The sequence below is a fragment of the Proteus sp. Marseille-Q3619 genome (assembly GCF_965283115.1).
Genome location: NZ_CBDIMP010000001.1, coordinates 3,189,728 through 3,215,154 on the forward strand (window position 1 = coordinate 3,189,728; position 25,427 = coordinate 3,215,154).

A 25,427-nucleotide genomic window follows, 5' to 3' on the forward strand; every position below is an offset into this window, starting at 1 on the left:
CTTAGTAAAGCGTTACGCTAAGTAGCCATTGTAAAACGTCTACACGCAGATAATTCAAGGCATAAAGTACCAGAATCACAATCATTGCAGAGAAATCTAAGCCACCCATTGCCGGAATTACACGACGAATTGGTGCCATTAAAGGTTCTGTTAATTGAAATAAAAGGTGATCAATTGGATTACGACCTTGGCTTACCCAGCTAAGGATTGCTCGGATAATAATCAACCAGAAAATCATCTTACCTGCTGCTGTGAGCAGTTCAATAAAGGCAAAAGGGAACATTAAAGCGAAAGGAATTGATGTCCCTGACAAGTAAGATGGAATAATAATACCAAGCAGAATGAGTATATAGGCTAATAAGACTGACGCGGTATCAATAGGGCCAATAGAAGGAATAAAACTTCTTAATGGACGAACAATTGGCTGTGTGATCTTGACGATAAATTGTGAAAAAGGATTATAAAAATCAGCTCTAACACATTGCATCCAAACACGTAATAGAAGTACGGATGTGTAGAGTTGAAGAAGAGTCAGAATGACGAAATTTAAAAAATTCATTAGTTGGCCCTGATGAAATTAAAATTGTTTTTCCATTTCTTGCGCACGTTTAATCGCAGCTTGCATGGCAGAAGCGACGTTTTCAGGTAATTTCCCTTCATAAAACTGCATAAGTGCAGCCGCTGTCGTTCCACCTTTTGATGTTACTTGCTCACGTAAAGTTGAGAAAGGCAACATATGTTGTTTCTCAGCTAAGGCGGTAGAACCACTTGCGGCTTGTTGCACAATAGCTCTTGCCACTTCAGGAGAAAAACCCAAACGTTCAGCTTCTTGTTGCATTGATTCCATAAACAAGAAGAAATAAGCGGGTGCACTACCAGCAACGGCGATAATATCATTGATGGCAGATTCTTGCTCTACCCAAACAGTTGTTCCGACACTTTTCATTAATTCGTCGGCAAACTGTTTATCTTGAGATGAAAGTGAATTGTGCGCAAACATACCACTTAAGCCTTTACCTACCAGTGCTGGAGTATTTGGCATAATGCGAACAAGCTGTAATTGGGTTGCAAAATAGTCGTTATAACGTGTAGCAGGGATGCCAGCAGCGATAGTAAGGACTAACTTTTTGCTCATATCGATATTTTGTAAGGGCTTACAAACTTCTTCCATCATTTGTGGTTTTACTGCCAGCACAATAACATCCGCTTTTTGAACGGCATCAATATTGTCATTAGTACTATGAATGCCGAACTCTTTTTCTAAAGGTTCACGGCGAACGGCAGAAGGTGAGCTGACGGTTATCTTATGTGCTGGATATCCACCTTGAACCAATCCTGCAATAATGGCCTGAGCCATATTTCCAGCGCCAATAAAAGCGATGTTACGATGTTCCATATAAACCTCTATTTCTACTTAGTCGCGTAATCTCTTGCGCCAAAAATTGCTGTACCAATACGAACGAGTGTTGAACCACAAGCAATAGCTGCTTCCATATCACTCGTCATTCCCATAGATAACGTATCTATATTGGGATATTGAGATTGTAATTGCTTAAATGCGAGATGCATTTTTTCTAGCACTTCAACTTGTTTGTCATACTTGCTTTCAGGTGCTGGAATAGCCATTAATCCACGTAATTTAATGCCTGAAAGAATAGAAATTTGTGCTGCTAACCCATCAAGCTCACTCAGATTAATACCTGATTTACTATTTTCATCACTGATATTTATTTGAATAAGTACATTCAATGGTGGCAATGAATCAGGACGTTGGTCACTTAATCTTTGAGCGATTTTTAATCTATCAATGGTATGGCACCAATCGAAATTCTCAGCAACAAGGCGTGTTTTATTTGACTGTAAAGGGCCGATAAAGTGCCAAACTAAGGTGTGGTTATTAGCAAAATAATGGATTTTATCAACACCTTCTTGGACATAGTTCTCACCAAATTCAGTTTGTCCACATGCTATTGCTTTTTCGATGTCACTCACAGGTTTGGTTTTACTCACTGCAAGTAGTGTTATTTCTTCTGAAGAACGGCCGCATTTCTGCGCTACTGTGTCAATGTGAGACCTGACATTGACGAGATTCTGTTTAATAGTATTCATGGCAACTCAGGAGATAATAAGATGAAAATGGAAAATTTAATTGCATATAGTGTAAAGCATAACGCTTCGGATCTGCACCTTTGTTGTGGTGATGTACCTCGATTGCGGATCAATGGAATACTTTATCAACAAAATCAATGTAAACCTATCACTTCCGATAGTCTACTAACGTGGCTCAAGCCTTTTTTGAGTGATGCTCAAAAGCAAACTTTTGAGCATGAAGGGCAGGTTGATACGGCACTTACACTGTCTTGTGGGCAACGACTTCGTATTAATTTATTTCGCCAACAAAAAGGTGTCTCAGCAGTATTAAGAATAATTGAAACACAAATTCCTTCTTTAGATAAACTTCGAGTACCCAAGTCGGTTTCAACATTATTAGATAATTATTCTCATGGACTTATTTTAGTGACTGGCGCAACAGGAAGTGGAAAATCATCGACATTAGCCGCAATGATCAACCATTTAAACCAATATCAACGTCAGCATATTTTGACATTAGAAGATCCTATTGAATTTATACATGGCAATAAGCAAAGCATTGTACAGCAAAGGGAAATAGGGCGAGATGTTCAACATACTGCAAATGCAATAAAGAGTGCTCTACGCCAAGATCCAGATGTCATTATGTTGGGTGAGTTAAGAGATGCACAAAGTATTCAGTTGGCATTAACGGCAGCAGAAACAGGGCATTTGGTGCTGGCAACATTGCATACTCAAGGGGCGGCACAAACGCTTGAGCGCGTAACTAATGTATTTACAGGTAATGAGCGGCAATGGATTTCATCACAATTAGCGTGCAGTTTAAGGGCGATAATTTCACAAGAGTTAGTGCCTTCAACTGAAGGTGGGCGTGTGGCGTTATTTGAAATAATGCAGGTTACGCAGGGTATTTCACATCTTATAAGAGAAGGAAAATACCACCAAGTGACAACATTAATGCAAACAGGCTGTGAATACGGTATGCAAACCTTCATGTTAAGTCGGCAGCAACGCCAACATGAAGGTTTAATTCAAGCTGAATGATAACTTATAAGTAAAAATAGGTGGGGATCACGAAGTGAAACCTATTTTTTTAGGGTTGCTGTTCAAACCAGCTTTCAAGAATAATAACGGCAGATGCTGCATCTACACTGCCTTTATCTAAGGAGCGGTAACCACCACGTTCAAAAAGATGAGCGCGAGCTTCTACGGTGCTAAGGCGTTCATCATGCAACGCAATTTGTACACCAAATCGACCATGAAGGCGATTAGCAAACTTTTTAGCTTGAGTTGTGACTAACTGTTCGGTGCCATCCATATTAAGAGGTAAGCCGACAACCACTAAATCAGGTTGCCACTCTTTTATGATTTTTTCGATTTGAGTCCAATCAGGAATACCATCTTTTGCTTTAAATGAGGCTAAAGGTCTAGCGGTTCCTGTAATTTCTTGACCAATAGCGGCACCAATGCTTTTAGTGCCGAAATCAAAGCCCATTACCGTTCTGTTTGACATTATGCGTGACCCGCTATTGGTGAAATGGTGTGGATATTAATCCCAATTAATTCAGCGGCTTTATGCCAACGTTCAGCAATAGGGGTATCAAAAATAATTTGAGGTGAGGCTTCAACTGTTAGCCAGCTATTTTCTAAAATCTCTTTCTCTAATTGGCCTTGTTCCCAACTGGAATAACCTAGAGAGACTAATGTTTTTTCTGGTTGCCTTGCTGTACCTAGGGTTTCTAATACATCTTTGGAAGTTGTGATCATTGTGCTGTCACTAATTTTGATGCTAGAACTAAAACCTGAAACTGGAGTATGCAAGATAAAACCATGTTCTTCTGCAACTGGGCCTCCTGACATCACAGGTTTTTGTAAGCTAATTGCTTCGTCTCTATCAGTCGAAAAAATTTCCAATTGATCTAATACACCTTCCACAGAGATATCTTCGATAGGTTTATTAATAATTAAGCCCATCGCACCGTTTTCATTATGTTCGCAAACATAGACGACCGAGCGTTCAAATAACGGATCGCTTAATGAAGGCATAGCAATAAGAAAATGGTTAAGTAAATTCATAATAGTAGTACTGTTCCCTGATCATTTTTATTAAAAAAACCTAGCCCTTTTATACATTGTATTTCTTAATGTATACCGCTTATTGATTAATATGTGGGGGCTAGGTTCATACTTTTAAACCCGTTAATCTCTGTGTCTAAAAGTTAGTTTTTCTTGTTTAAGCGTACTTCAATAGCATCCATTAACATGCCTGTAATAGAAATATCAGGATAAGCTGCTTCAATTTCACGGGCACAGGTTGGGCTTGTAACGTTAATCTCAGTCAAACGATCGCCAATAACATCTAGTCCGACAAAAATAAGACCTTTTTGTTTAAGAATAGGTGCAACTTGACGCGCAATTGCCCAATCACTTTCTGTTAATGGACGAGCTTCTCCACGACCACCAGCAGCTAAGTTACCTCGCGTTTCGCCTTTTGCAGGAATTCGAGCTAAGCAATAAGGCACTGGTTCGCCATCAACAACAAGGATACGTTTGTCGCCGTTAACGATTTCAGGTAGGAAATTTTGTGCCATACAGAAACGATGACCATGTTCTGTCAATGTTTCAATAATAACACCTACGTTTGGATCATCTTTTTTCAAGCGGAAGATTGATGCACCACCCATACCATCTAGTGGCTTGAAAATAACATCACCGTGTTTTTCATGGAAAGCACGTAAATGCTTAGCTTCACGAGTGACTAATGTGTCGGGTGTTAATGTTGGGAACCATGCAGTAAAGAGTTTTTCATTACAGTCACGTAAGCTTTGTGGCTTATTGACTATCAGTGTTCCCATATCTTCAGCGCGTTCTAAAATATAGGTTGCATAGATAAATTCGGTATCAAAAGGCGGATCTTTACGCATTAAAATAGTATCTAATTCACCTAAAGCAATATCCTGCTCTTGGCCAAATTCAAACCATTTCTCTGGGTTCTCTTCTACGCTGAGTAAACGAGTGTGAGCGCGTGCTTCACCTTGATGTAGGTAAAGATCGTTCATCTCCATATAATGAATTTCCCAGCCACGACGTTGCGCTTCTAATAGCATGGCAAAGCTGGTGTCTTTTTTGATTTTGATGGATGAAATTGGGTCCATCACAATACCTAATTTAATCATTACTTCTCCTTTATCCCAGATCGCCGAACCGAACCTGCAAAGCGGTGATTGCGGTGAGTGCTGTTGTTTCAGTTCTTAATACACGAGGACCTAATAAAATATCAGTAAAATGGTGCTCTGCTGTCATGGCGATTTCTTCAGGAGAAAGTCCACCCTCAGGGCCAATCAATAAGCGCACTTTTTTAACCGGTAAGGGTAAGGTATTAATACTTTGGTTAGCCCTAGGATGTAAATTGAGTTTTAAACTACTATCATCTTGAGCACACCATTCTTCTAATGACATCACTGGCATTAATTGTGGAATGCGATTTCTGCCACATTGCTCACATGCCGAGATAATAATTTTTTGCCATTGCTGATGCTTTTTCTCTAAACGGCTAGGGTCAAGTTTAACACCACAGCGTTCGGAGATCAGTGGAGTGATCGTATTAACACCTAACTCAACTGATTTTTGAATAGTAAACTCCATTTTCTCGCCTCGTGAAAGCACTTGCCCTAAATGGAGGTCGAGAGGGGATTCTTTATCATCAACAATGCCATCATTAATTTGCACAGTGACTGACTTCTTTGTGCTTTCGATAATTTCAGCATCAAATACCTGATTTGAACCATCAAACAGTGCCAGTTTTTGCCCAGTAGACATTCTTAATACACGCCCAACATGATTAGATGCTTCTTCATCTAATGCTGTTTGAGTACCTGCTGTGAGTGGTTCTGGATGATAAATGCGAGGAATACGCATAACGTGAAACCCTTACGTAAAAGATGGTTAACCGTGATAAATAAAATATGTGATATGCATCATACGCATGACATTATGGCATGCAAGTTATCACTTTGCTTTTATCGTTATTATAGCGCGGATCTTATTGCGTGTTTTGTCGCAAAATTTCATGTTTTCATTGTTATTATAAAGAAAATTCTCGGTATTAAATGGAGACTCTTATACAGTCGTTTAACAGGGATAACGAGGTATCTAAGGAGTAGATATTTATGCCATTAAGCCGTTGTTGTTTTATAAAAACACCTTTACTCTTTTTTTTGAATGAGTTTCTTGTTTTTATTAAGTTTTGTCTGCCTTTTTTACTATTATTTTTGTTACCTAAAACCCGTCGTAAACAACTTGCTATAAGTTATATCATTATTTGTTTATATTGGTTTTTTTCAATTTATTCGCTTTCTTTATTGATAATACTTTCTGTATTAAGTTTTTATTTATTAATGCTCTCTTTCTTTGATGCTGATTATTTTCTTTTGCCTAATACATTGACTTATTGGCTAATATTTTTAGGGCTATCGTGCAATTACACAACCTTTGGACTAGTACCTTTTGATCATGCTTTTTATGGTTTTTTAGGTGGTGCAGGGCTTTTTTATGGCATCTATTTATGGGGATATTTGATCTATCAAAAATGTGTTTTAGGTTTTGGTGATGTGAAACTATTTAGTGCGATAGGTGCATGGTGTGGATTTGAAAAATTACCTTATATTTTATTACTCGGCTCTTTGTTGGGATTAAGTGTGTATTGCGGAGTATTGCTCACAACGAAAGAGTTTTTAAAAAAAGTAGCATTTGGCTCTTGTCTTTCATTTTCAACATTAATGATATTAGGTTTTTATTTTTCGTCTTATAATTCCTTTAATTAGTTGATTTCAATCTGTTCTGGTTAGGCATTTATAACAAAAAATAAAATAGTAAAAATCGAAATAAAGAAGACAGTGTGCGGAAATTAATCAGCACACTGAAAAGAAGATTATAGATTTTCTTTTATAAATTGCTGCCAACGTTTTGTATCACCTAAATATTTTTCAATCGATATCAGGCGATAACCTTGGTTATCTTCAATAAATAAAGTCGGAAAACCACGACCATTAACTTGGTGCATTAATTGTTGTGTTTGGTTTAAATGTTGCTGAACTTGGTTATTGCTGATGTCAGATAATAAGGATGCAAATTGTTCAACATCAAAGCCAAGTTTTTTCACAATAAATAGCAGTGTGTCTTTGTCACTGATATTTAAACCATCAAGATAATAGGCCTCTTGTAATGCTTTTAGTAAATAAACATTACGGTTTCCCATTTTTTCGGCAACAAGAATAGCTGAAATAGGTAGCAGTGAATTTAATACCATCTCCGTATTACCAAGGCAATCACGATACGCATGACTAAAAACTTGGCCAGATAATTGACTAATACGGTCATCAATTGGCGTGACATGCTCTTTCCATGATTGACCTCCCGTTACTACTCTTGCGGGTGTAAACAATCCACCGCCATGTAGCTTAATGGAATGTGGAAATGCATTGCTTACTGCTTCAATCAAAGGGGCAATGCCGTAGCACCAACCACAAAGAGGATCATAAACATAGTGCAATATTTTAGTACCTAGGGTATTACCTGTATTGCTTGCTACTGAGGCCACTGCATCTCTCCTTTTAGTACTTTTGCACTAAGCTCTAGGCTTGATTTATCTGCTAAATTCTGATGATTTTTTTCCATTGCTGCAATAAATTCATCTGAATTTTTTGTCTTTTCAAGATTTTTCTCAGCTTCAATTAGGTAATTCATTGTGAAGTCAACAGCTTGTAGGTCATATGTTGCTTTTGGTAAATAGTGACCAGGAATAACGGTTTTTGGGGATAGTGATTTTATTTGCTGCAATGCACTAACCCAATGTTGGCGTTCTGCCACGGTTTGAGTATCAGCCAACCAAACATGAATATTTTCAGAAACTAAAACACCACCCATTACTGCATTAAGTTTTGGAACATAAAGGTATGTTCTATCTGGAGATTGTCCGTCTAAGCCTTTGACTGAAATGGTTTCACCTTCTAAAGAAAAACTATCACCTTTTAGTACTTCAGGAATGATAATTTTCTGAGGGGCATTTTCTTTAAGCACAGGCCCCCAGTAGGCAAGTTTTCCTGCTTGTGTTTCATTAATGGCTTTAATTGTGGGTGCGGTTGCAATCACTTTGGCATTTGGAAATGCATTAGTAATGACATCTAACCCAAAATAAAAATCAGGATCAGAGTGGCTGATATAGATATAAGTCAGGTTTTTTCCAGAGGCTTTTATTTTATCAACCAGCGCTTGTGCATCATTTTTTTGAAATTGTGCATCAATTAATACGGCATCTTTATCGCCATAAATAATTTCAGAAGAGACAGGAAAAACACTCGCTTCTTCTGGGTTATAAATATCTAATGTTAAATCAGTTGCTAGCGCTGATGTTGCGAAGAATGCGGTAGTTGCAAGTGTTAAAGGAAGTAATTTTTTCATCTTTTGTTTTCTCCATAATGTTGTTGCTGACTATAATATGTTGCATAAAACAAGAGAAAAACCCTATTTTAGGTAATTAATTGTTGCGTAAATCGAGCAAATAAAATGGATAAAATAAAATCATCAGAAGTGTTTGTAACCATTGTGAAGCAGGGAAGCATGATAAAAGCTGCTGATTATCTAGGTATGTCTAGAGCTATGGTGACGCGTTATTTAAATGAAATGGAAGAGTGGGCTGGGGTGCGTTTATTGCATAGAACGACACGCAAACAAAGCCTAACATCAGTAGGTGAAATGGTATATGAACAGAGTTTACAGCTATTAGAAATGGCTGAACGTATTCCTGCCAATATTCCGAAAGAACGTCATCAAATCAGCGGGCTTGTTCGTATTACCAGTTCACAATCATTAGCAAATAGTATTTTGTCAGTGGCGATATGCGAGTTTATGCAACGTTATCCTTTAATTGCGGTTGATTTACAAATTACCAATCAAACCGTGAATTTGGTAGAAGAACGAATTGATATTGCATTGCGTATTACGAATCACCTTGAGCCTAATTTAATCGCACGCTCGTTAGCGACATGTCTTTCAGTGGTGTGTGCTCATAAAGATTACTTAGCAAAAAAAGGTATACCTCAAACGCCAGATGAGCTTGCTCAGCATCAATGTTTAACTTACCGATTTTTTGGTCGTAGCTTGTGGGAATTTAATTTAGGTGATGAACGTTATTCAGTCCCTGTTGGCGGTAATTTAAGTGCAAATGAATCAGTTGTTTTATTGCAAGCTACGTTAAAAGGAGTCGGCATATCGCTACAACCTTATTATTCAGCCAAACCTTATCTTGAAAGCGGTGAATTAGAACAAGTTTTGGCTAACTATCAAGCTTTGCCGATGGGGATTTATGCAGTTTTAGCGAGTCGGCAAAATATGCCCGCAGCTGTCAGAGTATTGTTGGATTTCTTAGTTGAGTGGTTTTCATCATCACCTTACTGGCTTGCTTTATCGGGTAAAAGCTTGGGTTAGTTGCTTAGGGTAATCTGATAATGTCTCTTTCATCACATCAATAAAATAGGAAACAAGTTGTGATGACGGGCGATGTGATGGAGTAATTAAGCTGATGGTAAAGGGGATAGAAAAGCTTAAAGGACGAAGACAAATAGACTTATCTAAGTAATCAAGTGCGGTAATCGGGTTAACAATTGAAATGCCGATATTTTCACTCACCATGGCACAAATAGAGGCAGCACTTTGCGTTTCCATCACTAGCTGTCGTGTAATTCCATCTTTAATAAAAACGGTATCAATCAATTGTCGGTAGCTATCATTGGCAGACAAGCTAATAAAACGCTGGCTTTGAAAATCAGCAGGATTTAACAATGGCTTTTTACACAATGGGTGTGATTTTGGCAAAACTGCAACTTCATTGAGTGTGAGTAGCGTTTCTTGTTGCGTTCCTGCTGGCGTTTGAGTGTGTTCAGTTAACCCTAAATCATAATGTTGAGCCGACAACCATTCTTCTAATAAAGGCGATTCTTGCGGAACAATGGTTAAGTTGACATCAGGATATGTATCTAGAAATTGTCGGCAAATTGAAGGTAATAATGACTGAGCAAATGCGGGCAAGCAGGTGATATTCAATTCTGCTTGGTTAAAATGGCGAATATTTTCAGCGGCGTTAATTATTCTATCTAAGCCATAATAAGAACGCTGTACTTCCTCAAAAAAGCGTAACCCTTCAGTTGTGGGTTGTAAACGACCTTTTATTCTATCAAATAATTTAAATGCTAATAGATGCTCAAGACGAGACAACTCTCTACTGACAGTGGGTTGTGATGTTTTCAGTAACTCTGCGGCTTCAGTTAGATTCTGAGTGGTCATCACTGCATGAAAAATTTCAATATGCCGCCAATTAAAAGGAGCTTTCATTGTCTATTCCTATATCACAGGTGAATAGAGTGTAGCTTATTTGATATTTTTATTCCCTTGTAAGTTAATAAATAATGAATTTATTCCCCCCGTGATTTTTATGAGTAGATAACATGACAACATCAATAACTATGGCTCAATACCAATTAGCACAAACTTATGGAACGCCATTATGGATTTATCAGGGCGATACGATTTCTCAGCGTATTGCTCAGCTTAAATCTTTTGATGTGGTTCGTTTTGCTCAAAAAGCCTGCTCCAATATTCATATCTTACGTTTAATGAAAGCACAGGGTGTTAAAGTTGACTCTGTTTCATTAGGAGAGATTGAACGTGCTTTAGTTGCGGGTTATCAAGGAGGTAGAGAAAAAAGTGAGATTGTCTTTACGGCTGATTTACTTGATGAAAGAACCATTGAGCGTGTTGTTGAATTAGATATTCCTGTTAATGCTGGCTCCATTGATATGCTTCGTCAATTAGGTGAACGCAATCAAGGGCATGCGGTTTGGATAAGAATTAATCCTGGATTTGGTCATGGACATAGCCAAAAAACCAATACAGGCGGAGAAAACAGTAAGCATGGTATTTGGTATGAAGATGTGCCTGAAGCGTTAGCCGTGATCCAACAATACAATTTAACGCTAGTTGGTTTTCATATGCATATTGGCTCTGGTGTTGATTATCAACACCTTTCTAGTGTCTGTGATGCAATGGTAGAGCAAGTGCTTACCTCTCAAGTTGATATTCAGGCTATTTCGGCAGGAGGCGGATTGTCAACGCCTTATCAAGAGGGTGATGCGATAGTCGATTTGGATCACTATTTTTCTTTATGGGATAAGGCTCGTCAGCGTATTGCACAGCAGTTAGGACATTCTGTTGAGTTAGAAATCGAGCCAGGACGTTTTTTAGTGGCTGAGTCAGGGGTATTGATTTCACAAGTGAGAGCCGTTAAATCAATGGGAAGTCGTCATTATGTGCTGGTGGATGCTGGATTTAGTGATTTAATGCGCCCTGCAATGTATGGCAGTTATCATCAAATTTCAGTTTTAGATAGCCATGGTCAAATAAAACCAATGACAGAATTACAAGAGACGATTGTGGCTGGTCCTTTGTGTGAATCTGGAGATGTTTTTACTCAGCAAGAGGGAGGCACTGTTGTTCCTCGTTTATTACCTCAAGCACAGGTAGGTGATTATTTAGTTATTCATGATACTGGCGCTTATGGTGCTTCAATGTCATCAAATTATAATAGCCGACCACTTATTCCTGAAGTGTTGATAACAGAGGGCGTTCCCCAATTAATTCGTCGTCGTCAAACAATAGAAGAGTTATTAGCGTTGGAATTAGATCTCTAATTCATTTTTTTATTAAATATGCTTTCATTGAAAAATAAAAAACACCTCATGACTATTTTAGTGATGAGGTGTTTGTGTTTTATAGGGAAACATCTTCCCCTATATATTTTTAAGCGGCTTTATCTGTTTTGAGATTGTCAGCTTTCTGCTTTTTTGCAGGTACCGCCAATGCATCAAAGTCAAACTCATCAACATTGATACTCCGTAAGCGACTCTGTTCTGCTTTACGTAAGATATCGGCTTCTTCTTGAGTTACTCGTTTATCAGCCAGTGCTTTATCCGCTAATTTATCTAATTGAGTAAAGCTAAATTTCTTCTCATAGAGGCGGCAAATGCGGTCGAAAATAGGCTCAGCAGCTAAGATATCCAGTAGTGCTTCTTCCATTAAACCATGTGGATTATGCTCGCTCGGTGTTAAGTACTGACCTCTACCAATGCGATCACGAGTTTCAGACGGTTGTTGGATAAGTTGTGCTACTTTGCTATCTAATTTATCTGATGGTAATTTTTGAGCTTTACCTAGTGGGAAAATAATTGCACGCATGGTGCCTGCGATAACACGGCTTGGAAAATTGCGTAGCAGTTCATCAATTGCATTCTCAGCTTGGTATAAGCACTCTTTTACGCTCCAATGTACGAGAGGTAAATCCGCGGTATGGCGACCTTCATCTTCATAACGCTTAAGCGCGGCAGAAGCGAGGAAGATATGACTTAATATGTCACCTAAACGTGCTGAAATACGCTCACGACGTTTTAAGCTTCCACCTAAAACTCCCATTGAAACATCAGACAATAGCGCCATATTGGCACTTAGGCGGTTAATTTGTTGATAATAACGACGGGTTTCATCATTAGTAGGAGAATTACTTAATCGACCATTAGTGATACCCAACCACAAACTGCGTAAGGTATTACTTGCCACATGGCCAATATGACCAAATAAAGCGCGGTCAAAATCATGTAGGTTATTGTCTCGTGCTGCTGCAATTTCATCTAATACATAAGGATGACAACGGATAGCACCTTGACCATAAATGATCATGCTACGAGTTAAAATATTGGCACCTTCAACAGTGATGGCAATCGGAGAGCCTTGATAAGAACGTGCGACAAAGTTTGATGGTCCAAGGCTGATCCCTTTACCACCCACGATATCCATTGCATCAATAACGCCACGTTGTGCTCGGTGAGTACAATGATATTTGACGATAGCTGATAATACGGCGGGTTTTTCTCCCAGCATAATGCCCGTAGTAATTAAGGTTGCCGCAGAATCTAAAAGATAGGCGTTGCCAGCCAGACGTGCTAATGGCTCTTCAATACCTTCCATTTTACCAATTGGAATTTTGAACTGACGACGGATACGAGAATAAGCACCAGTTGCCATTGCCACACTTTTTAATCCACCAGTAGAATTTGAAGGCAGAGTAATCCCTCGACCTACAGAGAGGCATTCCACCAGCATTCTCCAACCTTGACCTGCCATTTTTGGCCCACCAATGATGTAATCGATAGGAACAAAAACATCTTTACCACGAGTCGGTCCATTCATAAATGGTACGTTCAATGGGAAATGACGATGACCGATTTCAACGCCTTTGACATTAGTTGGAATTAACGCGCAGGTAATGCCTGGGTTTTCGTCATTACTTAATAGATGGTCAGGATCGCGTAATTTAAATGCTAATCCTAATACGGTCGCGATAGGAGCAAGAGTGATATAGCGTTTATTCCATGTTAAACGAAGACCAAGTACTTGCTCGCCTTGCCATTCACCCATACAGACAACACCACTATCAGGAATAGCTCCTGCATCGGAACCCGCTTCAGGGCTTGTTAAGGCGAAACAAGGAATTTCATCCCCTTTGGCTAAGCCTGGTAAATAGCGTTTTTTCTGTTCATCAGTACCGTAGTGTTGCAGTAGCTCACCAGGACCTAAAGAGTTAGGTACACCAACGGTGATGGCTAAAATACCAGACACTCCTGACAGCTTTTGCAATACGCGTGATTGAGCGTAGGCTGAAAACTCTAACCCGCCGTACTCTTTTTTAATGATCATCGCAAAGAAGCGATTATCTTTAAGGTATTGCCAGATTTCAGGAGGTAAATCAGCTAATTCATGAGTGATTTCAAAGTCATTTGTCATGCGACAAACTTCTTCGACTGGGCCATCAAGGAAAGCTTGTTCTTCAGCTGTTAGCTGTGGTTTAGGGTAATTATGAAGTTGTTTCCAGTCGGGAGCACCACGGAACAACTCACCTTCCCACCATGTTGTACCTGCATCAATAGCTTCTTGTTCTGTTTTAGACATAGAAGGCATGACTTTTTGAAATGCTTTAAGTGCAGGTACTGAGATATAGGCTCTACGAATAGAAGGAATAGTAAAGGGTAATAAAACCAATGCAACGGGAAGGAGTAACCAGTAACTCCAAATATTGGCGACACCCATTACTAATGTATAAGCAATAAGCGCGAGGCTACTTACCGCAATACTGAATTTGCGATAACTAAGTAAGCCAATAAGAACGATAAAAAGTACGATACTGAGTAGTGTCATAATAAACTCCTGTATTTAGCAAGAGATCAGAGGTCAGACCTGTTGTTTGTTATTTAGATCTAATCTAGTCACTAACTTTTATCAATATATTTACATTCTAATTACAATATAGCTCACAAATTATTCGTAAATGAGAGAAGTTAGCATTTGTCTATAATAGGCATCTTCTTTCATGGCATTTAATCCGTTACACTGAGAAACAGAAAATTTCGATTACCTTTCTGGAGTAAAAATCCTATGTACCAAGATCTTATCCGTGGTGAATTAACAGAAGCAGCAGATACGCTATCTCGCTTTCTTCAAGATGACGGAAATATTGAAGCTATCCAAAAAGCTGCGGTGTTATTAGCAGATTCTTTTAAAGCAGGCGGTAAAGTATTATCTTGCGGTAATGGTGGCTCTCATTGTGATGCAATGCATTTTGCAGAAGAGCTAACTGGACGCTATCGTGAAAATCGCCCTGGTTATCCTGCCATTGCTATTTCAGATGTAAGCCATATCTCATGTGTAAGTAATGATTTTGGCTATGAATATATCTTTTCTCGCTATGTTGAAGCTGTGGGTAAAGAAGGTGACGTTCTGCTGGGTATTTCAACCTCAGGCAATTCAGGCAATATCATCAAAGCAATTAGTGCTGCGCGTGAGAAAGGCATGAAAGTCATTACGCTAACGGGTAAAGATGGCGGAAAAATGGACGGTACAGCAGATATTGAAATTCGTGTACCTCATTTCGGTTACGCTGATCGTATTCAAGAAATTCATATTAAAGTTATCCATATTCTGATCCAATTAATTGAAAAAGAAATGGAAAAATAATTTGTTGATATTGCTATAAACTAGCAAGAAACATCGGCAAGAAGGAGTGAGCGATGTGTGAGTTGTTAGGCATGAGTGCAAATGTACCGACAGATATTAATTTCAGTCTAAGTGGATTAATTCCAAGAGGTGGTAAGACAGGACCTCATAAAGATGGTTGGGGAATTACTTTCTACGAAGGATTGGGATGTCGTACATTTAAAGATCCTCAAGCTAGCGCAATTTCACCAGTCGCTCGCTTTGTGCAAGAATACCCTATTAAATCAGAGGCTGTGATCGCTCATATTCGTCAAGCGAATCGAGGTAATGTCTCTTTAGAAAATACCCATCCTTTTACCCGTGAATTATGGGGAAAAAACTGGACTTATGCACATAATGGTCAACTAAAAGGCTATCAATCTCTTGATACTGGGCGTTTTAGAGCCATTGGGCAGACGGATAGTGAAAAAGCATTTTGCTGGATCTTAAATCAGCTCGATAATCGTTATAAAAGAACCCCTGCGAATTGGTCTGCTGTATTTCGTTTTATCGCTGTTTTAGCCTCTCAATTAAAGCAAAAAGGGGTTTTTAATATGCTGTTGTCAGATGGTCGGTTTGTAATGGCATATTGTTCAACTAATTTACATTGGATCACACGTAAAGCGCCTTTCGGCAAAGCGAAATTACTTGATCAAGATGTAGAAATCGATTTCCAGCAACACACACAATCAGATGATGTGGTTTCTGTTATTTCAACATTACCATTGACTGGAAATGAATCTTGGCAGCGTATTCCCGCTGGTGAGTTTGTCTTATTTGATCGTGGTGTGCGTATCCTGTAACCATTTGCTTTCACTATTTTGCGATAAGTTAAGGACGGGGTTTACACTATTAGATGAAGTCAAAGTGCTATTAACGAAATAACGCCCATTTTGAACGGTAACAGATGGGATTTGTTTGCGTTCTTCAACATATTGGTAGGCTGGCATAAGCTGTTGCCAGAAATCCATATCTTTTGAATACTGATGTTTCTTCATATTTTCAGTGGTCATTTTAAATGGAAAAATATGAATATTAATCGTAGATTGACCACCTTGTAGCGCCAATTCAGCATACTGATAAATTTCATCCATCACAGAATCTGTCATTGCATAGCAACCAACCGACTTACAAGCCCCGTGGATCATTAAAAAATCGCCAGTGTATCCTTTTGATTTATCATATTGATTAGGAAATCCTAGGTTGATAGCTCGGTAAAATCGACTGTTCGGATTTAATTGTGAGAAATTAACCTGATAAAAACCCTCTGGGCTTTTTAAATCACCTTGAAACTTTTTAGGTCCAAGGCCACCAGAATAGCTACAAATGGGGTAAGTACGTACTTTTTCTAATTGTCCATCTAATTTTTCCGTATAAAGTTCAAGTAAGCTTTCTTCTTTGAAAATCTGAATATAGATAGGCTGACCTGTACTTTTTTTAACAGGTTTCATTAGAAAACTTGAATTATTTTCAGCGTTAACAAATAAAGAAATTAACATTAATGTTAAAAAACTGATTAGTTGTTTTGCGTGACTGGTCATGGTTTTATCAGAAAAATAGCTTAAAATTTGTTGATAAAGTAGATCGTAGATTGCTATGAAGCAATAAATTTGTAAATTAAAATCTGATATGGTTTCTTTTCTTTTACAAAATATTCTGTATAAAATTTAAGCGCTCGTCGAAAAAGATGATATTTTAATTCGGTTTATACGAGTTATTAACGTTTCAGTCAAAATAATATTCCCATTTGCTTGAGCTAAATCACTCGAATAGTCAGACAGGTTTAGGCTGAGATGATAAAATTCAGTTCGGCAGAATAAGAGAAATAGTTAACAATTATCGGAGATAAATAACTTAGGGTTCAAAAACACCTTAAGATGTTTTTATTACAGAGTCGCTACATTTTCGGGGTGAATTTGTAGCTTAGGGTTTAACTGATAAACTTGTGCAAATCTTATGATTAAAATTAAAAAAGGACTCGACCTCCCAATTGCAGGAGCACCTGCCCAAGTGATAGAAGACGGACCCGCGATTCGACGCGTAGCATTGCTAGGTGAAGAATATGTCGGTATGCGTCCTTCTATGATGGTTTCGGAAGGTGAGCATGTAAAAAAAGGGCAAATTCTTTTTGAAGATAAAAAGAATGCCGGTGTTATTTTCACCAGCCCAGCTTGTGGTAAAGTCGTTGCAATTAACCGCGGCGAGCGTCGTGTGTTCCAATCTATCGTTATCGAAATTGATGGCGACGAAGAAATCACCTTTAACCGCTATGATAGCTCAACGCTCTCAGACCTGACCCGCGAACAAGTTGAAACTAACCTCGTTAATTCGGGAATGTGGACTACATTAAGGACTCGTCCTTATAGCCGTACTCCGCGTTTAGGCACAACACCTGTCGCCATTTTTGTCTCTGCAATGGATACAAATCCACTTGCAGCAGATCCTATGGTTATTATTGAGCAAAATGAGAAGGCATTTAATGATGGTCTTGTTGTTTTAACTCGTTTAACCGAAGGCAAAGTCTATGTTTGTCATGGTGAAAAATCACCTACAAAATTAAATGATGGACAAATTAGCTATAACCAATTTGCAGGCCCACATCCAGCAGGATTAGTTGGTACGCATATCCATTTCTTAGAACCTGTGAGTGCTAAGAAAATGGTTTGGCATTTAAATTACCAAGATGTCATTGCTATTGGTTATTTGTTTACAACAGGTTCTTTATATACAGAGCGTGTTGTTGCATTAGCTGGCCCTCAAGTAAAAGCACCTCGTTTAGTGCGTACTCGTTTAGGGGCTGATCTCTATGAGTTAACTAAAGATCAATTAGTTGATGGTGAAAACCGCATTATTTCTGGCTCTGTATTATGGGGATGGAAATCTGATGAGGCTCATCACTATTTAGGTCGTTTCCATAACCAAGTTTCTGTATTACGTGAAGGTCGTGATAAAGAGTTATTTGGTTGGGGTATGCCGGGTAGCGATAAATTTTCTATCACTCGTACAACTATCGGTCACTTCTTAAAAAATAAACGCTTTGCATTTACAACTACAATGAATGGTGGCGAACGTTCAATGGTACCAATTGGTAACTATGAGCGTGTGATGCCGTTAGACATTATGGCAACGCATTTATTACGTGATTTAGTTGTAGGTGATACTGACAGTTCTCAAGCATTAGGTTGTTTGGAATTGGATGAAGAAGATTTGGGATTATGTACTTATGTTTGCCCAAGCAAATATGAGTATGGCCCAGCACTGCGCCAAGTATTGACCAAAATTGAGCAGGAAGGGTAACTCATGGGTTTGAAAAATTTATTTGAAAAAGTAGAGCACCATTTTGAGCCCGGTGGCAAATTAGCAAAATGGTACGTACTTTATGAAGCCGTTACCACGGTATTTTATACGCCTGGTACTGTCACGCGTAATGGTGGGCATGTTCGTGACACTATTGACCTAAAACGCATGATGATCTTAGTTTGGTTGGCTGTTTTCCCAGCAATGTTTTGGGGAATGTATAACGTCGGTCATCAAGCGATCCCAGCACTTAATCAGTTATATAGCGGTGCTGAATTACAGCAAATTATTGCTTCAGATTGGCACTATCGCCTCGCTGAATTTCTCGGCGCATCATTAACAACAGATGCTGGATGGGCAAGTAAGATGCTACTTGGTGCAACTTACTTTTTACCTATTTATCTTGTTGTTTTTGCGGTTGGTGGATTTTGGGAAGTTCTTTTTGCCTTTATTCGTGGCCATGAGATTAACGAAGGCTTCTTTGTTACATCAATCTTATTTGCCTTGATCGTACCGCCAACATTACCACTTTGGCAGGCTGCATTAGGTATTACGTTTGGTGTTGTTATCGCGAAAGAAATCTTTGGTGGTACAGGGCGTAACTTCTTAAACCCTGCATTAGCAGGTCGTGCATTCCTATTTTTTGCCTATCCTGCTCAAATCTCAGGTGATCTGGTTTGGACTGCGGCTGATGGCTTCTCTGGTGCAACACCATTATCGCAATGGTCTGTATCGGGTGAAAGTGCATTATTAAATACCGTCACTCAACAACCAATCTCTTGGATGGATGCTTTCCTTGGATATATTCCAGGGTCGATCGGTGAAGTTTCTACACTGATGATTTTAATCGGCGGAGCTGTCATTCTTTTTGCTCGCATTGCTTCATGGCGTATTGTTGCTGGGGTAATGGTGGGCATGATTGCAATGTCATACCTGTTTAATTTTATCGGTTCAGATACTAATCCTCTCTTCTCTATGCCTTGGCACTGGCACTTAGTATTAGGTGGTTTTGCTTTCGGTATGATGTTTATGGCAACAGACCCAGTATCCGCATCGTTTACCGATAAAGGTAAATGGGCTTACGGTATTTTGATTGGCGTAATGGCTGTGCTTATTCGTGTCGTCAATCCGGCTTACCCAGAAGGTATGATGCTGGCAATCTTATTCGCAAACTTATTTGCACCACTGTTTGATTACGTGGTTGTTCAGGCGAATATTAAGCGGAGACAAGCTCGTGGCTAAAGAGAAAAACAAAGATAGCGTCGCAAGAACGTTCCTCGTTGTATTTATTCTATGTCTTGTGTGTTCCGTGGTAGTAGCAGGAGCCGCTGTTGGACTGAAGTCTAAACAAGAAGAACAAAAACTTCTTGATAAACAACGTAATATTCTTGATGTTGCGGGTCTGCTCGTACCTAAAATGAGTGCGACAGATGTACTGAAGGTGTATGACACTCGTATTAAAGCAAAAATTGTTAATTTCCAGACAGGTGAACTGACTGATAGTAAAGGCAGTTTTGATTTAAGTGCGGCTTTACGCAGTGATGACACTTCAATTGCATTATCGCCACAAGAAGATATCGCCAAAATTCGCCGTCGTGCTAATACAGCAGAAGTCTACTTTGTGCTTGATGAACAAGGCAAAACCACAGAAGTTGTTCTACCTGTTTATGGTTCTGGCTTATGGTCTGTGATGTATGCTTTCGTTGCGGTTGATATTGATGGTGTGACTTCTAAAGGCATTACCTATTATGCTCATGGTGAAACACCGGGCTTAGGTGGTGAAGTAGACAATCCACAATGGAAAGCACAATGGAAGGGTAAGCGCTTAATTAACGAACAAGGTACTCCTGCAATTAAGATAGTACGTAGTGGTACAACTGATAGCCCTTATGGTATTGATGGACTTTCTGGCGCGACACTGACCTCAAATGGTATCCAGCATATGTTCGATTTCTGGTTAGGTGAAAAAGGTTTCGGCCCATTCCTGAAAAAAGTTCGTGAAGGAGAGATCAATGGCTGATACAAAAGAAATTAAACGAGTTTTACTTGGGCCATTGTTAGATAACAACCCGATTGCCTTACAGGTATTAGGTGTGTGTTCTGCATTGGCTGTAACAACAAAACTTGAAACCGCATTAGTGATGACAATTGCGGTAACTTTGGTTACTGCATTTTCAAGCTTCTTTATTTCACTCATTCGTAATTACATACCAAGTAGTGTTCGTATTATTGTTCAAATGGCGATTATTGCTTCATTAGTTATCGTTGTTGACCAAATACTACAAGCTTATGCGTATGAAATTTCTAAGCAACTTTCTGTTTTCGTTGGTCTTATCATTACTAACTGTATTGTAATGGGACGTGCTGAAGCTTATGCGATGAAAGCACCTCCTGTTGAAAGCTTTATGGATGGTATTGGTAACGGCTTAGGATACGGCGTTATCTTGATCCTTGTTGGTTTTTTACGTGAACTTTTTGGTTCTGGTAAATTATTCGGCATTACAGTGATGGAGTCTGTCCAAAATGGTGGCTGGTATCAGCCAAACGGTTTATTCCTGTTAGCACCAAGTGCGTTCTTTATTATTGGCTTGCTAATTTGGGGATTACGTACATTAAAACCTGCACAGGTTGAAGAGGACTAATCGCCATGGAACATTATATAAGCCTGTTTGTTCGTGCTGTTTTTATTGAGAATATGGCGCTCGCATTCTTCTTAGGGATGTGTACATTCCTCGCCGTTTCTAAAAACGTAAAAACAGCTTTTGGATTAGGTATCGCTGTTACCGTTGTTCTAGGTCTTTCTGTACCGTTGAATAACTTGGTTTACAACTATGTGTTACGTGATAATGCATTAATGGAAGGTGTTGATTTAAGTTTCTTAAACTTTATCACTTTCATTGGTGTGATTGCGGCACTGGTACAAATCCTAGAAATGATTTTAGACCGTTATTTCCCTGCGCTGTATAACGCACTAGGGATCTTCTTGCCACTTATTACCGTTAACTGCGCCATTTTCGGTGGTGTGTCATTTATGGCACAACGTGACTATAACTTTAGTGAATCTATTGTTTATGGTTTCGGCTCTGGGATTGGTTGGATGTTAGCCATCGTATTACTGGCTTCTATCCGTGAGAAAATGAAGTACGCGGATGTACCGGCAGGTATGAAAGGGTTAGGCGTTACTTTTGTCACCACAGGGTTGATGGCATTAGGTTTCATGTCCTTCTCTGGTGTTCAGCTATAAAGGGTGAGAAGAACTCATGGATATAATTATTCTAGGTGTCGTGATGTTTACCCTGATTGTATTGGTATTAACAGCGTTGATTTTGTTCGCAAAATCAAAACTGGTCAATACAGGGGATATTTCAGTTGAGGTCAATGGAGACCCAGACAAAAGTTTTGATGCACCAGCAGGTGATAAATTACTTAACGTACTATCAAACGAAGGTATTTTTATTTCATCAGCTTGCGGTGGCGGTGGCTCTTGTGGTCAGTGCCGCGTTAAAGTGCTGGAAGGTGGCGGTGATATTTTACCGACAGAACTTTCACATATTAATAAGCGTGAAGCTAAAGAAGGTTGTCGTTTAGCGTGTCAGGTAAACGTAAAAAACAACCTGAAATTAGAATTACCGGAAGAAATCTTTGGTGTTAAAAAGTGGGAATGTGAAGTTATCTCAAATGATAATAAAGCCACTTTCATTAAAGAATTAGTGTTAAAAATCCCTGAAGGTGAGGTTGTACCTTTCCGTGCAGGTGGATTTATTCAAATCGAATGTCCTCCTCATACGGTACGTTATGAAGATTTTGATGTACCAGAAGAGTATCGTGAAGATTGGGATAAATTTAATTTGTTCCGTTATGTTTCTGATGTTAAAGAAACTACTGTACGTGCTTATTCAATGGCGAACTACCCAGAAGAGCATGGCATCATCATGTTAAACGTGCGTATTGCAACACCTCCGCCACGTAATCCTGATGTGCCACCAGGAATTATGTCATCATATATTTGGTCATTAAAACCGGGTGATAAGGTGACGATTTCAGGGCCATTTGGCGAATTCTTTGCTAAGAAAACTGATGCTGAAATGATCTTTATTGGTGGTGGTGCAGGTATGGCACCAATGCGCTCACACATTTTTGATCAATTAAAACGCTTACATTCTAAACGTAAAATTAGCTTCTGGTATGGTGCGCGTTCTGTTCGTGAGATGTTCTACACAGAAGATTTCGACATGCTCGCGAGAGAGAACGAAAACTTCACATGGAATGTCGCGCTTTCAGATGCATTGCCTGAAGATAATTGGACTGGCTATACTGGATTTATTCACAATGTGTTGTTTGAAAACTACCTCAAAAATCATCCAGCACCAGAAGACTGTGAATTCTATATGTGTGGACCGCCAGTGATGAATGCAGCAGTTATTAAAATGCTCAAAGATTTAGGCGTTGAAGATGAAAACATTATGCTGGATGACTTTGGGGGTTGATCCTAACTTCCGATAAAGCATAAATGAATGAAATGACAAGCGCCCACTTATGTGGGCGCTCATGATCAGAAGAGAGAGTTATGTTAAAAAGAAAGATGATAAATTGGATAGTGATGCTGTCTGCATTAGTTCTATTATCTGCATGTGGTGAAAAGCAGCAGGTATTAGAAGGTGAAACCATGGGAACTTATTACTCGATTAAATATGTTCCTGACAGTAATTCACCTCCACAAAACGTCTTACAAACAGAGATTGATCGTATCCTTGAAGAAGTTAACGATCAAATGTCAACATATCGTCCTCATTCTGAACTCAGTCGTTTCAATCAAAGTCGTGAAATTAATACCCCATTTCCTGTTTCACCCGCGACAGCTAAAGTAGTCAGTGAAGCTATCCGTATTAATAAAATAACAGATGGTGCTTTAGATGTGACCGTTGGACCGTTAGTTAATTTATGGGGATTTGGCCCAGAAGGCCGATTTACGCATCAACCTTCTGAAGATGAATTAGAAAAACGTAAACAGTGGATTGGAATTGATTACCTTGCTGTTGAAGGTAATACATTAATTAAGAAGATCCCTGAGCTTTATGTCGATCTCTCTTCGATTGCTAAAGGCTATGGCGTTGATGCTGTGGCTGAATATTTAATTTCACAGAATATTACTAACTATATGGTTGATATTGGTGGTGAAGTAAGAACCCAAGGCGTGAATGGTAATGACAAGCTTTGGCGTATAGCGATTGAAAAACCAGCAAATGACGGCACAAAACAGAGTGTTCAGTTAATTATTGAACCAGGTGATAACTCAATAGCCACTTCTGGTGATTATCGTAACTATTTTGAAGAGAATGGTGTCCGTTTTTCTCATACTATTGACCCAACCACAGGTCATCCTATTAAACATAACCTTGTTTCTATTACTGTGATTGTGCCAACTTGCATGAGCGCAGATGGTCTTTCGACAGGATTGAATGTTTTAGGACCTGAAAAAGGGTTAGCAGTAGCAAACGAGCTAAATATTCCTGTCTTCATGATAGTGAAAACTGAAAATGGGTTTGAAGAGCGTTATAGTAAAGCATTCGCCCCGTTCTTGAAAAAGTAGAATTTAAGGAGAGAAGGTTATGTTAAAAATATTTCTATTTGCCTTCATCTTATTCTTGATTGCTTTCTTTGGTATGGCGTTAGGCTATATTGTAAAACGTAAAAGCCTTCAAGGTAGCTGTGGCGGTTTAGGTGCTATGGGCATAGAAAAAGAGTGTGATTGCCCCGAACCTTGTGATGCACGTAAAAAACGTATGGCAAAAGATGCAGCAAGAGAAGAATTGCTTAATAAAAATAGAATTCTTTAAGTAAGATATAAAAATAAAGAAAGAGTGGTGTATATATTTACATCACTCTTTTTTATTTTCTTCTTTCTGTAGAAGCGAAGCTAAAAGTTAGGGGCTTACTCTTTTCTAAATGCTTTCATATTTGCGGGTGAATCGACCATAACTGCATCAGCACCTAATTCTGTGGCTTGAATAAAATCTTTCTCTGTATTGATCCCAAAAAGAACAATATGAGCATTGCCACCAGCACGAAAACAAGACATAGCGTCTTTATCCCAACTTAGAACCGATGCTGAGCGTGCTTCACCTAATGTGTATTTCTCAACAACTTCTACTTTGCGGTGAAGCTCAAGCCCATACCAACGAGTAATATCTAAATTTTCAGGTAGTAGGCAAATATGGCTCATTGTGATATTGGCTAAAATATCACGAGTAATATCACGACTTTCAAAACGTTGTACATTAGTCGATAAGGCGTCAAGAAATGCAGTATTTGTAGAATAAACGCGAGTTCTATCCAGTGCGTTATGATTATGAAGTACGGTGGTTAATGCTTCAGCTTGGATTGCAGGATCAGCATCTGGTGATTTTAAATCAAGATAAAACTGTGTTGTAGGGAATTGAGTTAATATCTCATCCAATGTTGGAATGGTGACACCTTTATTTCGATAAGGAAATTGTTGTGCTTCACCAAATTTATAGCCAGCATCCCATTGTTTAAGTTGCTGTGCAGTAAAGTCAGAAATACTACCTTGCCCATTTGTTAAGCTTTTTAAATCACTAGGACGATAAAGGACAGGAATATTATCTTTCGATAATTGAATAGTGATCCAAATTGCATCAGCTTGATTAGAGAGGGCTGTTTTTATAGCAATTTCAGTATTTTCAGGGGCATCAGCTGTGCCACCACGATGTGCGATAATTTTAGGAGATGCCATAAGAATTACAGAATAAAAAAAGAGAGAAATAGCGATAAATAATTTGATCATGAAAAATTATTTCCTTTTTTTATATATAGTTACAAAACAATATTTAAAATTAATGTAATTAATCAGCGAGCTAAAACAATCTATCACCACTTTGTGACAA

27 protein-coding genes are annotated in these 25,427 nt (G+C 38.8%); 14 read left to right on the plus strand and 13 right to left on the minus strand.

Going from position 1 to position 25,427, the window contains the following annotated elements; all coding sequences use genetic code 11:
- Position 1: 1 nt before the first annotated feature.
- From ACWPWK_RS14655 to ACWPWK_RS14665, 3 genes are read right to left on the minus strand one after another with little or no spacing between them, the layout of a single operon-like run.
- The gene (locus ACWPWK_RS14655) at positions 2–559 is read right to left on the minus strand and encodes a YggT family protein (RefSeq protein WP_109373900.1); all 558 of its coding nucleotides are present in this window, start codon (positions 557–559) and stop codon (positions 2–4) included.
- Between the two features lie 18 nt (positions 560–577).
- Positions 578–1,396, minus strand: coding sequence for a pyrroline-5-carboxylate reductase (proC, locus tag ACWPWK_RS14660; RefSeq protein ID WP_109373901.1), 819 nt, complete (start codon positions 1,394–1,396; stop codon positions 578–580).
- A 14-nt stretch (positions 1,397–1,410) separates the two neighbouring features.
- On the minus strand, positions 1,411–2,109 hold the full coding sequence (locus ACWPWK_RS14665) for a YggS family pyridoxal phosphate-dependent enzyme (protein ID WP_109373902.1): 699 nt from the start codon (positions 2,107–2,109) through the stop codon (positions 1,411–1,413).
- 21 nt (positions 2,110–2,130) lie between these two features.
- Between ACWPWK_RS14665 and ACWPWK_RS14670 the strand changes: the two genes are divergently transcribed.
- Positions 2,131–3,135 (plus strand): type IV pilus twitching motility protein PilT, encoded by a 1,005-nt coding sequence (locus ACWPWK_RS14670; RefSeq protein WP_109373903.1) that lies wholly within the window; start codon positions 2,131–2,133, stop codon positions 3,133–3,135.
- A 49-nt stretch (positions 3,136–3,184) separates the two neighbouring features.
- On the opposite strand, the gene ruvX is transcribed toward ACWPWK_RS14670, so the two are convergent.
- The 4 genes from ruvX to rsmE all read right to left on the minus strand — a co-directional run bounded on the left by ruvX (position 3,185) and on the right by rsmE (position 6,009).
- Positions 3,185–3,604 carry a Holliday junction resolvase RuvX gene (ruvX, locus tag ACWPWK_RS14675; protein WP_109373904.1) on the minus strand — a complete coding sequence of 140 codons (420 nt, stop codon included), beginning with the start codon at positions 3,602–3,604 and terminating at the stop codon, positions 3,185–3,187.
- The gene (locus ACWPWK_RS14680; RefSeq protein WP_023581015.1) at positions 3,604–4,167 is read right to left on the minus strand and encodes a YqgE/AlgH family protein; all 564 of its coding nucleotides are present in this window, start codon (positions 4,165–4,167) and stop codon (positions 3,604–3,606) included. Before ACWPWK_RS14680 ends, ruvX begins: the two co-directional genes overlap by 1 nt.
- A 143-nt stretch (positions 4,168–4,310) precedes the next feature.
- Positions 4,311–5,267, minus strand: coding sequence for a glutathione synthase (gshB, locus tag ACWPWK_RS14685; RefSeq protein WP_109373905.1), 957 nt, complete (start codon positions 5,265–5,267; stop codon positions 4,311–4,313).
- Between the two features lie 10 nt (positions 5,268–5,277).
- Positions 5,278–6,009, minus strand: a complete 732-nt coding sequence (rsmE, locus tag ACWPWK_RS14690) for a 16S rRNA (uracil(1498)-N(3))-methyltransferase (protein ID WP_109373906.1) — start codon at positions 6,007–6,009, stop codon at positions 5,278–5,280.
- 251 nt (positions 6,010–6,260) lie between these two features.
- Between rsmE and ACWPWK_RS14695 the strand changes: the two genes are divergently transcribed.
- On the plus strand, positions 6,261–6,914 hold the full coding sequence (locus ACWPWK_RS14695) for a prepilin peptidase (protein ID WP_109373907.1): 654 nt from the start codon (positions 6,261–6,263) through the stop codon (positions 6,912–6,914).
- A gap of 107 nt (positions 6,915–7,021) precedes the next feature.
- Here ACWPWK_RS14695 and ACWPWK_RS14700 read toward each other — a convergent pair whose 3' ends face one another.
- Positions 7,022–7,690, minus strand: a complete 669-nt coding sequence (locus tag ACWPWK_RS14700) for a DsbA family protein (RefSeq protein ID WP_109373908.1) — start codon at positions 7,688–7,690, stop codon at positions 7,022–7,024.
- Positions 7,678–8,550, minus strand: a complete 873-nt coding sequence (locus tag ACWPWK_RS14705) for an MBL fold metallo-hydrolase (RefSeq protein WP_109373909.1) — start codon at positions 8,548–8,550, stop codon at positions 7,678–7,680. The genes ACWPWK_RS14700 and ACWPWK_RS14705 overlap by 13 nt, the downstream gene beginning before the upstream one ends.
- A 105-nt stretch (positions 8,551–8,655) precedes the next feature.
- Between ACWPWK_RS14705 and ACWPWK_RS14710 the strand changes: the two genes are divergently transcribed.
- A complete protein-coding gene (locus tag ACWPWK_RS14710) occupies positions 8,656–9,576 on the plus strand; it encodes a LysR family transcriptional regulator (protein ID WP_109373910.1) in 921 nt (306 codons plus the stop codon).
- Here the strand turns inward: ACWPWK_RS14710 and ACWPWK_RS14715 are convergent.
- The gene (locus tag ACWPWK_RS14715) at positions 9,553–10,479 is read right to left on the minus strand and encodes a LysR family transcriptional regulator (RefSeq protein WP_109373911.1); all 927 of its coding nucleotides are present in this window, start codon (positions 10,477–10,479) and stop codon (positions 9,553–9,555) included. The genes ACWPWK_RS14710 and ACWPWK_RS14715 overlap by 24 nt on opposite strands.
- Before the next feature lie 113 nt (positions 10,480–10,592).
- Here ACWPWK_RS14715 and lysA point away from each other — a divergent pair, with 113 nt between their 5' ends.
- Positions 10,593–11,834 (plus strand): diaminopimelate decarboxylase, encoded by a 1,242-nt coding sequence (gene lysA / locus ACWPWK_RS14720; protein WP_109373912.1) that lies wholly within the window; start codon positions 10,593–10,595, stop codon positions 11,832–11,834.
- A gap of 109 nt (positions 11,835–11,943) precedes the next feature.
- On the opposite strand, the gene fadE is transcribed toward lysA, so the two are convergent.
- Positions 11,944–14,391, minus strand: a complete 2,448-nt coding sequence (fadE, locus tag ACWPWK_RS14725) for an acyl-CoA dehydrogenase FadE (protein WP_109373913.1) — start codon at positions 14,389–14,391, stop codon at positions 11,944–11,946.
- 237 nt (positions 14,392–14,628) lie between these two features.
- On the opposite strand from fadE, the gene lpcA reads away from it, so the two are divergent.
- Positions 14,629–15,207, plus strand: coding sequence for a D-sedoheptulose 7-phosphate isomerase (gene lpcA / locus ACWPWK_RS14730; RefSeq protein ID WP_109373914.1), 579 nt, complete (start codon positions 14,629–14,631; stop codon positions 15,205–15,207).
- 53 nt (positions 15,208–15,260) lie between these two features.
- Positions 15,261–16,028 carry a class II glutamine amidotransferase gene (locus tag ACWPWK_RS14735; protein WP_109373915.1) on the plus strand — a complete coding sequence of 256 codons (768 nt, stop codon included), beginning with the start codon at positions 15,261–15,263 and terminating at the stop codon, positions 16,026–16,028.
- On the opposite strand, the gene ACWPWK_RS14740 is transcribed toward ACWPWK_RS14735, so the two are convergent.
- Positions 15,999–16,766: a L,D-transpeptidase family protein gene (locus ACWPWK_RS14740; RefSeq protein ID WP_109373916.1), complete on the minus strand. Its 768-nt coding sequence runs from the start codon at positions 16,764–16,766 to the stop codon at positions 15,999–16,001. The two genes, ACWPWK_RS14735 and ACWPWK_RS14740, sit on opposite strands and share 30 nt — an antisense overlap.
- A 415-nt stretch (positions 16,767–17,181) precedes the next feature.
- On the opposite strand from ACWPWK_RS14740, the gene ACWPWK_RS14745 reads away from it, so the two are divergent.
- The 8 genes from ACWPWK_RS14745 to nqrM all read left to right on the plus strand — a co-directional run bounded on the left by ACWPWK_RS14745 (position 17,182) and on the right by nqrM (position 24,359).
- A complete protein-coding gene (locus tag ACWPWK_RS14745) occupies positions 17,182–18,522 on the plus strand; it encodes a Na(+)-translocating NADH-quinone reductase subunit A (RefSeq protein WP_109373917.1) in 1,341 nt (446 codons plus the stop codon).
- 3 nt (positions 18,523–18,525) lie between these two features.
- Complete coding sequence (locus ACWPWK_RS14750; protein WP_023581003.1) at positions 18,526–19,764, plus strand: NADH:ubiquinone reductase (Na(+)-transporting) subunit B; 1,239 nt, start codon at positions 18,526–18,528, stop codon at positions 19,762–19,764.
- Positions 19,757–20,542: a Na(+)-translocating NADH-quinone reductase subunit C gene (locus ACWPWK_RS14755; protein WP_109373918.1), complete on the plus strand. Its 786-nt coding sequence runs from the start codon at positions 19,757–19,759 to the stop codon at positions 20,540–20,542. Before ACWPWK_RS14750 ends, ACWPWK_RS14755 begins: the two co-directional genes overlap by 8 nt.
- On the plus strand, positions 20,535–21,164 hold the full coding sequence (locus ACWPWK_RS14760; protein ID WP_088493503.1) for an NADH:ubiquinone reductase (Na(+)-transporting) subunit D: 630 nt from the start codon (positions 20,535–20,537) through the stop codon (positions 21,162–21,164). Before ACWPWK_RS14755 ends, ACWPWK_RS14760 begins: the two co-directional genes overlap by 8 nt.
- A 5-nt stretch (positions 21,165–21,169) precedes the next feature.
- Positions 21,170–21,766 carry an NADH:ubiquinone reductase (Na(+)-transporting) subunit E gene (nqrE, locus tag ACWPWK_RS14765; protein ID WP_006534792.1) on the plus strand — a complete coding sequence of 199 codons (597 nt, stop codon included), beginning with the start codon at positions 21,170–21,172 and terminating at the stop codon, positions 21,764–21,766.
- Positions 21,767–21,782: 16 nt separating this feature from the next.
- On the plus strand, positions 21,783–23,009 hold the full coding sequence (nqrF, locus tag ACWPWK_RS14770; RefSeq protein WP_109373919.1) for an NADH:ubiquinone reductase (Na(+)-transporting) subunit F: 1,227 nt from the start codon (positions 21,783–21,785) through the stop codon (positions 23,007–23,009).
- 80 nt (positions 23,010–23,089) lie between these two features.
- The gene (locus ACWPWK_RS14775; RefSeq protein WP_109373920.1) at positions 23,090–24,112 is read left to right on the plus strand and encodes an FAD:protein FMN transferase; all 1,023 of its coding nucleotides are present in this window, start codon (positions 23,090–23,092) and stop codon (positions 24,110–24,112) included.
- A gap of 19 nt (positions 24,113–24,131) precedes the next feature.
- Positions 24,132–24,359: a (Na+)-NQR maturation NqrM gene (gene nqrM / locus ACWPWK_RS14780; RefSeq protein WP_023580998.1), complete on the plus strand. Its 228-nt coding sequence runs from the start codon at positions 24,132–24,134 to the stop codon at positions 24,357–24,359.
- Positions 24,360–24,454: 95 nt separating this feature from the next.
- On the opposite strand, the gene ACWPWK_RS14785 is transcribed toward nqrM, so the two are convergent.
- The gene (locus tag ACWPWK_RS14785; protein ID WP_109373921.1) at positions 24,455–25,327 is read right to left on the minus strand and encodes a glycerophosphodiester phosphodiesterase family protein; all 873 of its coding nucleotides are present in this window, start codon (positions 25,325–25,327) and stop codon (positions 24,455–24,457) included.
- Between the last annotated feature and the right edge of the window lie 100 nt (positions 25,328–25,427).